Origin of the sequence: Pseudoalteromonas sp. MM17-2 (assembly GCF_022347945.1) — a bacterium.
In the GTDB taxonomy this organism is placed as follows: Bacteria; Pseudomonadota; Gammaproteobacteria; order Enterobacterales; family Alteromonadaceae; genus Pseudoalteromonas; species Pseudoalteromonas ruthenica.
On the sequence record NZ_JAKRFV010000006.1, the window covers coordinates 153,076 to 163,428 of the forward strand.

Below are 10,353 nucleotides of genomic sequence, written 5' to 3' on the forward strand. Positions count from 1 at the left end.
CTTTTTCCCAATTACGATTGTAGTGTGGCCGCTAAGCGGTCAACTTGGCCACGTATAGACCCGTCGATTACGGTGTCACCGGCACGAATTACCAACCCGCCAACGACGGAGGCATCAACACTACAATTCAGCTTAACTTTGCGTGCGAAACGTTGTTCGAGTGCCGCGCCTAGTTTCTCTTGCTGCGCTGCAGCAAGCTCCGTTGCAGAAATCACTGTGACTTCGATTTCTTTGTCGAACTCAGCCTTAAACTCGGCAAATAGTTCGGCAACGTCAGGCAGGGCGGCTAAACGTTCATTTTCGGCCATTAGCTTGATAAGATTTTGACCCTGTTCGTTGAGTTGGTCAGCACAAACCTTGATGATTACATCGGCTTGGTCAGACACAGACGGCAGGCTGCCAATGACTGCATTAACCTGCTCATCGCTGGCCACTTGGCCAGCGAAGTGCAGCATTTCATGCCATTGGGCAACCGCGCTTTTCTCAACGGCAAGCTCAAAAGCCGCTTTAGCGTATGGGCGAGCGATGGTAGTCAATTCAGACATGCTCATACCCTCCTAGTTACAGCTCTGCGACAAGTTTTTCAACGATGTCGCTGTGTGCGGCTTGGTCAATCTCGCGCTCAAGAATACGCTCAGCACCGACTACTGCTAGAGTAGCAACTTGCTTACGTAAGTCTTCTTTCACACGGTTACGCTCTGCTTCAATCTCAGAGTGACCTTGAGCTATGATGTTTTCACGCTCTTGCTGACCACGAGTTGTCTCTTCGTCAACAATAAGCGAGGCACGCTTTTTAGCTTGCTCAATGATTTCAGCAGCTTGAGCTTTCGCTTCTTTCAACTGTTCCGTGGCTTTTTGACGAGCCAGTTCCAAGTCTTTCTCAGCTTTATCAGAGGCAGCTAAACCATCTTCAATTTTCTTTTGGCGAGCTTCAATCGCACTATTTAGCGGTGGCCATACGTACTTCATACAGAACAGCACGAACACCGTAAATGCGATTAATTCACCGATAAGAGTGGCGTTAATATTCACGACCGCTCCTCCTTATTGACAGTTGTTCTAAGAGCTACTAGCGAATTAAAGTGCGAACAACATGTACATAGCGATACCAACACCGATCATAGCTACGGCATCGATAAGACCGGCAAGGATGAACATTTTAACCTGTAGTGAAGGTGCAAGCTCAGGCTGACGCGCGCACGCTTCTAGGAATTTACCACCCATGTTACCAAAGCCGATTGCTGTGCCGATAGCACCGAAGCCGATTAGTAGAGCAACAGCGATTAGTTTAATAGCAACTGCGATTTCCATTTTTATCTCCAAAGTTTAAATAGTAAGTTAAAGTTAAAAAATATTTCTTAAAAACAATAAATTAATGATTGTCTGAGCTAGCCATGCTTAGATAAACAATGGTCAGCATCATAAATACGAATGCCTGTAATACGATAACCAAGATATGGAATACCGCCCAAACAAAGTGCAATGGCAACTGCATAAGGCCAATCGCACCGATGAGGATGAAGATCATCTCACCTGCATACAGGTTACCGAACAAACGCAGTGCTAAAGAGAAAGGCTTAGCAACCAAAGCGATTGTTTCTAGTAATAAGTTACATGGAATTAAGAACACCATTGCTAGTTTGTTCTTAGTGCTAAACGGGTGCAGCGTTAACTCAGCAAGGAAACCACCGATGCCTTTAATGCGAATTGAGTAACCAATCATTAGCAAGAATACGCCAATGGCAAGACCTGCAGTCATGTTCAAGTCAGTGGTTGGTACGATTTTCATGTATACGTCATGAGAGTCCATACCAAATGCTGTTTCACCCACCCAGCCTGCAAATGCAGGAAGGAAATCAACCGGGATCAAATCCATAAGGTTCATTAGGAATACCCAAACGAAAATCGTTAAGGCAAGGGGGGCAATTAACTTACTTTTACCGTGGTAAGTGTCGCGTACGTTGTCACCAACAAACTCAACAATCATCTCAATGAAACATTGAAACTTACCAGGTACACCTGTGTGTGCTTTTTTAGCGGCGCCACGGAAGATCCATAAGAATATAAGACCTAATCCGATTGACCATGCGAGGGTATCTACATGCCATGTCCAGAAGCCACTGTCCGCACATGCTTTGTTGAACTCAATACCGGCATCGGTTGAGCACATCTTTGCATTGGTCAAGTGGTGCTGAATATGGCTCGATAGAGTCACTTCTTCTGCAGCCATGTTTTATCCCAAAAGTTAATGATTAAAAAAAATCGGTGCTATCCACTGTGTGGCAAATATCAGCACATAAGCGCTAAAAAAAGGTACTGGAAGCAATAAAAAATGTTTAAAAGCCAGTACGAACATACACACAGTGAGCAAAAACTTTAACGCCTTTCCTCGTTTCAACGAGCTTAGGACTTGTTCTGATTTGCTTGCGCCCATATATCTAAATGCATAAGCGGCAAATACAAAATTAGGGAGTACAACAGTCAAGCCTCCAAGCCATGCTGAGAGACCGGCTTCTACTCCCCAACCTACTAAAACTATTACTGCAGCGATTGTTGCTACGACACCCTGAAAAAGAACGCCCTTAAATGCGGCGCGGCGATACGGGCCTGCTAACCTTTGCGTCACTTTTTATTAACCTTAATAACGTTAAATTTTATTAGGGTGTGAAAACTGGCGAAATTATACTTGTTTTTGGCTGATTTGCAACTTGAGTCAGTGCGATTTGGGGGAATTTCACCCCCGCGAAACGGGGGTGAGAGCGCCTTAGCGACTAATCTTTAAACTGTGGGTCAATACGGTGAAGAATTCCGTCTAACTCTTCGAGATTTGTATAAGAAATCACCAACTTACCTTTACCTTTTTGGTTGTAGTTAATTTCTACCTTAGCGCCGAGATTATCTTCGAGCTTTTGCTCTAACTGTATGACATCTGGATCTTTTTCTTTCTTCTGCGGCTTTTCTACAGGCTCTAGAATAGAACGCACGAGTTTTTCGGTTTCACGCACGGTTAGCGCTTTAGCTACGGCAGTGCGTGCCGCTTCAGACTGCAACTCGCCACTTAACGCTAATAAACACCGAGCATGACCCATTTCAATATCGCCATGCTCTAACATTATTTTAACATCATCGTTAAGGTTATTGAGCCGTAATAAGTTGGTGACAGTGGTGCGTGACTTGCCAACGGCATCAGCCACTTGCTGGTGCGTTAACTCAAATTCATCAACCAGTCGACCCAAAGCGATGGCTTCTTCCATAGCATTTAAATCTTCACGTTGAATATTTTCAATCAACGCAATAGCAACTGCGGCTTCATCCGGAACTGCCTTGATAAGGCAAGGCACCACATCAAGTTTAGCTAACTGGGCGGCGCGCCAACGGCGTTCACCGGCGATGATTTCATAGCTGTCAGGTGCAACTTGGCGCACCACGATGGGCTGAATAATACCTTGTGCACGAATGGAGGAAGCAAGTTCTTCTAACGCTTCCTCCGACATATCTTTTCGCGGCTGATACTTTCCAGGACGTAAAAATTCGATCGCTAACTTTTGCAACTCACCACTTTGCGCATTCGCTTGCGCTTGTGAGTGTTCTTCAACAGGTGCATCTGCGCTTGGCGCTGGGCCAGGAGCTGGCTTAGATGACGTCAGTAGGGCGTCTAGACCCCGTCCTAATCCACGTTTTTTAGCAGACATTGGTTGGCTTACCTCTACGTTTAGGCGACTGCAGGTGTTTGTTTTTCTTTTCTGCGCAGTATTTCACCGGCCAAGGCAAGGTAGGCTTTGGCGCCTGCAGAGGCTCGGTCATAATACATGGCCGGCGCACCAAAGCTAGGGGCTTCTGCGAGACGAACATTGCGCGGAATAACGGTTCGGTAGACCTTATCGCCAAAGTGCTGTTTCAATTGCTCAGAAACATCATTGGCAAGGCGGTTGCGCGGATCGTACATGGTTCGCAAGATGCCTTCAATCTGTAATTTCGGGTTCACTAACTGCGCCAATTGCTCGATGGTTCCCATCAGCGCTGTAATTCCTTCAAGGGCATAGTACTCACACTGCATAGGCACAAGTACCGAATCAGCGGCGGCCATGGCATTGACGGTCAGCATGTTCAGTGAGGGTGGGCAATCGATGAAGATATAATCATATTGCTCTAGAATTTTCTCCAACGCGTTGCGCAGGCGCACTTCGCGTGCGAACAATTCCATAAGCTTAACTTCAGCGGCAGTCACATCGCCATTAGCGGCGATTAAGTGGTATTCACCCGAGGTTTGCTGGATGACAACGTCATCAAAAGGCTGCTCTTCAATGAGTAAGTCATAAATAGTAGCGACATCATCGTACTTATCAACGCCGCTACCCATGGTCGCATTGCCTTGAGGATCGAGATCGATAAGTAAAACTTTACGCTTGGTCGCAGCCATAGAGGCCGCCAAATTCACGGCTGTGGTGGTTTTACCCACGCCTCCTTTTTGGTTTGCAATTGCAATGACTTTAGCCACGGTGATCCTCTGCCAATTAAGCTTTTTTTAGAATTATAAGATGACGTTCGCCCTGAAGCTCTGGAACTGATAACTCAATGTCCTGGGTAAACGAAAATCCAGCAGGGAGGTTGGCAAGTTCCTGCTCAGGATATTGGCCTTTCAAAGCTATAAAACGTCCATCTTGATCAATTAAATGTGCGCACCAATGCAACATATCATCAATGGAGGCAAAGGCACGAGAAAGCACTCCATCTAATTTAACACTTGGCTGATAATCTTCAACTCGACTCTGTACGGCGGTTACATTTTTTAGGCCAAGCTCATGTTTTACTTGCTTAAGAAAAGTCACACGCTTGCCAAGGCTATCCAGTAGTACAAATTCCGTGTCGGGTAGGGCAATGGCTAATACCATACCCGGTAAACCTGGGCCGGTGCCAACATCAATGTAGTGTTTACCCTCTAAATGTTCAGCTACCACCAAACTATCCATAATATGCTTTACCAGCATCTCATTAGGGTCGCGAACAGACGTTAAATTGTATGCTTTGTTCCACTTGTTTAATAAAGCAACATAAGCGAGCAACTGATTAATTTGTTGCTCGCTTAGAGAGATATTGGCTGCGGCCAATAACTGCGTAAATTTTTTTTCTAACATGGATGTGTTTTGTGGTTACGCTGATTTGCGTAACATGCCCTGCTTTTTCAGATACACCAATAATAGCGAAATCGCCGCTGGAGTAATACCAGAAATACGCGACGCTTGGCCAATGGTGTCCGGGCGAGCTTCGCTAAGCTTGGCAACAACCTCATTTGATAAGCCAGATACTTGGCTGTAATCAAACTCCGTTGGCAAAATAGTTTGCTCATGGCGCAACTGCTTTGCGATCTCGTCTTGTTGACGAGCAATGTACCCAGCATACTTTGTTTGAATCGCTACCTGTTCGAGTGCTTGCTGGTTGTCTGATTCACTCGCTAAACCTTCGATAGCGGTAAGATCGCGATAATTGATCTCAGGACGACGGATCAACTCTTCTAAACTGGCTTCACGGGTCATCGGTGATTTTAATAACGCGTTCACTGCTTCCTGTGCTGGGTGATCTTTATGGATCCAGGTGGAACGAATACGCTGTGTTTCTTGTTCCATCACTTCTAATTTTTCATTAAATGCAGCCCAACGCTGGTCATCGACCAAGCCCAGTTCTCGACCTTTCTCGGTAAGGCGCAAGTCAGCATTATCTTCGCGAAGTAGTAATCGGTATTCGGCACGTGAAGTAAACATGCGATAGGGCTCTTTGGTACCTAGCGTGGCTAAGTCATCAATTAATACCCCTGTGTATGCTTCATCACGGCGTGGAGTCCAAGCCTCTTTACCTTGTACTTGCAACGCGGCATTCATACCAGCAATAAGCCCTTGTGCTCCGGCTTCTTCATAGCCTGTGGTGCCGTTTATTTGCCCAGCAAAGAAAAGCCCTTGAATAAACTTGGTTTCTAATGACGGCTTAAGATCCCGAGGGTCGAAAAAGTCATACTCAATGGCATAACCAGGGCGACAGATGTGGGCTTGCTCAAATCCAGCGATGCTGTTGACTATTTGCATCTGTACGTCAAATGGCAAACTCGTGGAAATACCATTTGGGTATAGCTCATAAGAGGTTAACCCTTCTGGTTCAACAAAGATCTGGTGTTTATCTTTATCAGCAAAACGAACTATTTTATCTTCAATCGATGGGCAGTAACGCGGACCGATCCCCTCAATCACGCCTGAATACATAGGCGATCGGTGCAGATTCTCATTGATAATCTCGTGCGTTTTGTCGTTTGTGTAGGTGATATAACAGGGGATCTGCTGCGGATGATCTTCCACCTTACCCATAAACGAAAACACAGGTGTAGGCGTATCACCAGGTTGTGTTTGCATTTTGCTGAAGTCGACGGTGCGAGCATCAATTCGTGGAGGCGTGCCTGTTTTTAGACGATCAACGCGAAAAGGTAATTCACGTAAGCGCTGTGCTAACGCAATTGAAGGCGGATCCCCAGCGCGGCCACCTTTAAAGTTTTCTAAGCCAATATGGATTTGGCCGCCTAAAAAGGTTCCTACGGTAAGTACCACGGATGGCGCACTGAACTTCAATCCCATCTGGGTGACAACACCTGTAACTTTGTCACCCTCTACAATCAGATCATCACAGGATTGCTGGAAGATCTTTAAGTTTTCTTGGCGCTGCAGAATCGCTTGTATTTCCGCTTTGTACAACGCTCTATCAGCTTGGGCACGAGTTGCACGTACAGCAGGGCCCTTCGATGAGTTTAATGTTCGAAATTGGATCCCGCCTTTGTCGATCGCTTTTGCCATGGCACCGCCAAGGGCATCGATCTCTTTTACCAAATGGCCTTTGCCGATCCCACCGATTGCAGGGTTGCATGACATTTGCCCTAAGGTGTCCATATTATGCGTTAGCAATAGCGTATTCATGCCCATCCGTGCAGAGGCCAAAGCGGCTTCTGTACCAGCGTGACCGCCGCCAACGACAATGACATCAAAGTGCTCATGAAAAATCATTTAATGCTTCCTACAACCAGTGAAATATTAAGAGGAGGCGTATTCTACCTAGAAATTAGCTTAAGGGAAATGGTTAAATAATGTTCACTCAAGGTAAAGAGATCTTATATATAAAAGGATCTTTTAAAGAGATCTTTTATTGATCTTACTATTAGGATCCTACTTTTCTGTTGATAACCCTATAAAACGTATGATTAACAATAAATTAAGTGATCTAAGTTATTGTGAGTATGATCGGATCTAGTAGGGGAGAACATCTGATCAAAAGGCCCTTTTATACACAGGCAAGATTCGCTTCGATCTTATCAAGTGTATAATCATGGTTAAGATCGCAAGATACCAAGCTTTTATCCACATACCGATCGAAAAAACAATAAATATGTGTATAACTTTTTTAGTAAGATCGTTTTCTTACAAGTGTTTTAATAGTTCTGGTAACCACCGTTCAGCCGTATCTTCAGGTAGATCTTCGCCAAGAACATCTATCTCCAAGCGAGGTAAGAGTGGCTGAGCTTGTTTTGACAGCAACAATTGCTCGATGTTTTTGGCCGCATAGTTATAGGTATCGTAACTAGAATCTCCTATACCAATGATCGCAAAGCGAATATTGTCGAGATTAGTGAGGGCATTGAGATCTTCAACAAAAGGCTGCAAATTATCAGGATAGTCGCCAGCGCCATGGGTTGATGTGCAAATCAACCACGCAGCCTCCATTTTCATATCCTTAAGATCAGGTTGCTCATGTAAAGTACAGCTTATGCCTTGATCTTCCATTAAGTCACTTAACTGTTCGGCCACATATTCAGTGCCGCCCATTTGACTACCAATAATAATTTCGAGCTGGCTCATTGTTACTACGCCTAAATGTTGTTGCGCCCATGATACCTGATCTGTGGTTAGGCTCAATTGATCTTAATCCCTGTGTGTAGTTCTGAACATCAATAGCTGTTTAAAATAAATATATAGTCATGATAAATTTAGATTTTTTTATTTTTAAAGCTGTTGATAAAAAGTCGATAAGCTTAGGTTAAAAAGCCATACCCGTTCATCATAACTGGGTAATTTCACACTATTTTCTACTGATAAAGAAAAATTGCATGGGTGTGTATGCTTTGCTTGTGGATAATGATCAATAGAGATTATCTCGGCGTATTTTTGGATCTATAAAACTCATTTAATAGATCCAATACTTCTATAAATTTTCTGTTTATTGCCTTCATTTCTTTTGTGAGTGCCCGTATTTTTGGATCTGATGCCCTTAATGTGCCAAGTCTCCAGCCTCAAATGCTTTGTTAATGTTAAAACGCATGAATGACTGCTACCCAAACTAGCTATGTGTGACAGATATTTTCACTGTTAATCACTATTTTTGGTGCAGATATACATGTCAGTTTTTAATTGATCGCTATAAAAATTGCTTAGTAACGAGTCGCTGGTAGCCAATATTCACACAAAATAGCGCCGATATTTGTCGCAAATATGCATCATCACCATGTTGTTGCTGTGGGCACCTAGCATCGGTGAGAGCTTATTTAACGCTAGGTTAGCGTTGCTTATTGCCTATAAATTAGGGAGCGACGAGCTCACTTATGCGTTCGTTTTGCCCTGATAGCTGTCATTTTTGGATTGAGTTGTTGACTATTAGGTGATCCGAGCTTTGCTTTTCTAATGATAAGCGTTTTTTTGGAGTGTTGGGTTACTGAGAGGGAGCTGAAAAAAAGCCCACACAAAGGTGGGCTCGCTAGACGTTATTAATCTATTTACCGATACAAAAGGAGCTGAAGATCTTGCCGAGTAGATCGTCAGAGGTGAATTCGCCGGTGATCTCGCTTAAATACTGCTGGGTTAAACGCAGCTCTTCTGCCAAGATCTCCCCGGCAACATGGGCTTCAAGTTGCTCTTGACCGGTATACAAGTGTTGCTGCGCTCGCTCTAATGCATCTAAATGACGGCGGCGAGCCATAAAGCTGCCTTCTTGGGTGCCCTCAAAGCCAATGCATGATTTAAGGTGCTCTCGCACATGGTCAATGCCTTGTGCTTGTTTGGCGCTGAGGCGAATAACCGGATGAGTAGGGTGGTCATCAAACCCTGGTTGCTCGCCACTGAGATCGACCTTATTCCTGATCACGGTAATGCCCATATTGGCGGGCAGCTTAGCGGTAAACTCTGGCCAAATTTGCTCTGGAGTGGTTGCATCCGTTTCCGTGGCATCAACCATAAACAGCACACGATCGGCTTGGTTGATTTCTTCCCAAGCGCGTTCTATTCCTATTTGCTCGACCTTATCTGGGCTTTCACGTAGTCCTGCGGTATCAATAATATGCAAAGGCATCCCATCAATATGGATATGCTCTTTTAATACATCACGAGTGGTGCCTGCGATATCAGTGACAATGGCGGCATCACGCCCAGCAAGGGCGTTAAGCAAGCTTGATTTACCGGCATTAGGGCGACCAGCAATGACCACGCGCATACCATCACGAATAATGCTGCCTTGCTTCGCTTGTTTGCTTACTGCCGCGACTTTATCGAGAATAGCTTGCAAGTCGTTGCCGACCTTACCATCACTAAGAAAATCAATTTCTTCATCAGGGAAGTCAATGGCCGCTTCCACATACATGCGCAAGTGGATAACCTGCTCCACCAGCTCTTCAATATGCTTTGAAAACTCGCCTTGTAGTGAGTGCAGGGCACTTTTAGCCGCTTGTTCTGAGGTTGCATTAATTAAATCGGCAATGGCTTCGGCTTGGGTTAAATCAAGCTTGTCATTGAGAAAAGCGCGCTCTGAGAACTCACCGGGCTTGGCTAAGCGTACGCCCTCAAGTTGGCTAATCTCTTTTAACAACATGTCGAGAATCACAGGGCCGCCATGGCCTTGTAGTTCTAGCACGTCTTCGCCGGTGAAAGAATGTGGGCCTTGGAAGAACAGCGCTATGCCCTGGTCCAACTGTTGTTGCTGCAGGTCATTAAAAGGCAGGTATTCGGCGTAGCGGGTACGTGGGCAGCGTCCTAAAATGCGCTCTGCGACCAGCTTTGCTTGGCTGCCAGAAACACGAATAATACCCACACCACCACGACCTGGCGCGGTGGCTTGAGCAACGATTGTATCTTGTGAAAGCATAGAATTACTCGATAAAGCCTGAATGGATGTATTGTAACCTAATGTTGTTATAAACAATAAAAAAGCGGCTCTTAGGCCGCTTTTTTTAGCTTCATGACCCGTCCTAAATAGCGTTGACACTTTTCAAACTTAATTTGGAGAGTGTAATGAAATCAAATAGCAAACGAACTCAACGAGATTATTCCCTCGCTT

11 protein-coding genes are annotated in these 10,353 nt (G+C 44.9%); all 11 read right to left on the bottom strand.

What is annotated here, in order from left to right; all coding sequences use genetic code 11:
- Positions 1 to 11: 11 nt before the first annotated feature.
- The 11 genes from atpH to mnmE all read right to left on the bottom strand — a co-directional run bounded on the left by atpH (position 12) and on the right by mnmE (position 10,161).
- The gene (atpH, locus tag MHM93_RS07410; protein ID WP_053911012.1) at positions 12 to 545 is read right to left on the bottom strand and encodes a F0F1 ATP synthase subunit delta; all 534 of its coding nucleotides are present in this window, start codon (positions 543 to 545) and stop codon (positions 12 to 14) included.
- A 16-nt stretch (positions 546 to 561) separates the two neighbouring features.
- On the bottom strand, positions 562 to 1,032 hold the full coding sequence (gene atpF, locus MHM93_RS07415) for a F0F1 ATP synthase subunit B (RefSeq protein ID WP_022944886.1): 471 nt from the start codon (positions 1,030 to 1,032) through the stop codon (positions 562 to 564).
- A gap of 45 nt (positions 1,033 to 1,077) precedes the next feature.
- Positions 1,078 to 1,311 (bottom strand): F0F1 ATP synthase subunit C, encoded by a 234-nt coding sequence (gene atpE / locus MHM93_RS07420; protein ID WP_130146651.1) that lies wholly within the window; start codon positions 1,309 to 1,311, stop codon positions 1,078 to 1,080.
- Positions 1,312 to 1,372: 61 nt separating this feature from the next.
- Positions 1,373 to 2,230, bottom strand: coding sequence for a F0F1 ATP synthase subunit A (gene atpB, locus MHM93_RS07425; protein ID WP_130146649.1), 858 nt, complete (start codon positions 2,228 to 2,230; stop codon positions 1,373 to 1,375).
- Positions 2,231 to 2,245: 15 nt separating this feature from the next.
- The gene (locus MHM93_RS07430) at positions 2,246 to 2,626 is read right to left on the bottom strand and encodes an ATP synthase subunit I (RefSeq protein ID WP_045979460.1); all 381 of its coding nucleotides are present in this window, start codon (positions 2,624 to 2,626) and stop codon (positions 2,246 to 2,248) included.
- A gap of 145 nt (positions 2,627 to 2,771) precedes the next feature.
- A complete protein-coding gene (locus tag MHM93_RS07435; RefSeq protein WP_239448533.1) occupies positions 2,772 to 3,692 on the bottom strand; it encodes a ParB/RepB/Spo0J family partition protein in 921 nt (306 codons plus the stop codon).
- Positions 3,693 to 3,712: 20 nt separating this feature from the next.
- Positions 3,713 to 4,498: a ParA family protein gene (locus tag MHM93_RS07440; protein ID WP_022944881.1), complete on the bottom strand. Its 786-nt coding sequence runs from the start codon at positions 4,496 to 4,498 to the stop codon at positions 3,713 to 3,715.
- A 16-nt stretch (positions 4,499 to 4,514) separates the two neighbouring features.
- On the bottom strand, positions 4,515 to 5,135 hold the full coding sequence (gene rsmG, locus MHM93_RS07445; RefSeq protein WP_130146647.1) for a 16S rRNA (guanine(527)-N(7))-methyltransferase RsmG: 621 nt from the start codon (positions 5,133 to 5,135) through the stop codon (positions 4,515 to 4,517).
- 15 nt (positions 5,136 to 5,150) lie between these two features.
- A complete protein-coding gene (mnmG, locus tag MHM93_RS07450; RefSeq protein WP_239448534.1) occupies positions 5,151 to 7,040 on the bottom strand; it encodes a tRNA uridine-5-carboxymethylaminomethyl(34) synthesis enzyme MnmG in 1,890 nt (629 codons plus the stop codon).
- A gap of 411 nt (positions 7,041 to 7,451) precedes the next feature.
- A complete protein-coding gene (gene mioC, locus MHM93_RS07455; protein WP_053911005.1) occupies positions 7,452 to 7,889 on the bottom strand; it encodes an FMN-binding protein MioC in 438 nt (145 codons plus the stop codon).
- A 907-nt stretch (positions 7,890 to 8,796) separates the two neighbouring features.
- On the bottom strand, positions 8,797 to 10,161 hold the full coding sequence (mnmE, locus tag MHM93_RS07460; RefSeq protein WP_239448535.1) for a tRNA uridine-5-carboxymethylaminomethyl(34) synthesis GTPase MnmE: 1,365 nt from the start codon (positions 10,159 to 10,161) through the stop codon (positions 8,797 to 8,799).
- Between the last annotated feature and the right edge of the window lie 192 nt (positions 10,162 to 10,353).

What these genes read in the sequence shown, in the direction of transcription:
- atpH (WP_053911012.1), bottom strand. Translation starts at nt 545, where the DNA reads ATGTCTGAATTGACTACCATCGCTCGCCCATACGCTAAAGCGGCTTTT.
- atpE (WP_130146651.1), bottom strand. Translation starts at nt 1,311, where the DNA reads ATGGAAATCGCAGTTGCTATTAAACTAATCGCTGTTGCTCTACTAATC.
- atpB (WP_130146649.1), bottom strand. Translation starts at nt 2,230, where the DNA reads ATGGCTGCAGAAGAAGTGACTCTATCGAGCCATATTCAGCACCACTTG.
- MHM93_RS07435 (WP_239448533.1), bottom strand. Translation starts at nt 3,692, where the DNA reads ATGTCTGCTAAAAAACGTGGATTAGGACGGGGTCTAGACGCCCTACTG.
- rsmG (WP_130146647.1), bottom strand. Translation starts at nt 5,135, where the DNA reads ATGTTAGAAAAAAAATTTACGCAGTTATTGGCCGCAGCCAATATCTCT.
- mnmG (WP_239448534.1), bottom strand. Translation starts at nt 7,040, where the DNA reads ATGATTTTTCATGAGCACTTTGATGTCATTGTCGTTGGCGGCGGTCAC.
- mioC (WP_053911005.1), bottom strand. Translation starts at nt 7,889, where the DNA reads ATGAGCCAGCTCGAAATTATTATTGGTAGTCAAATGGGCGGCACTGAA.
- mnmE (WP_239448535.1), bottom strand. Translation starts at nt 10,161, where the DNA reads ATGCTTTCACAAGATACAATCGTTGCTCAAGCCACCGCGCCAGGTCGT.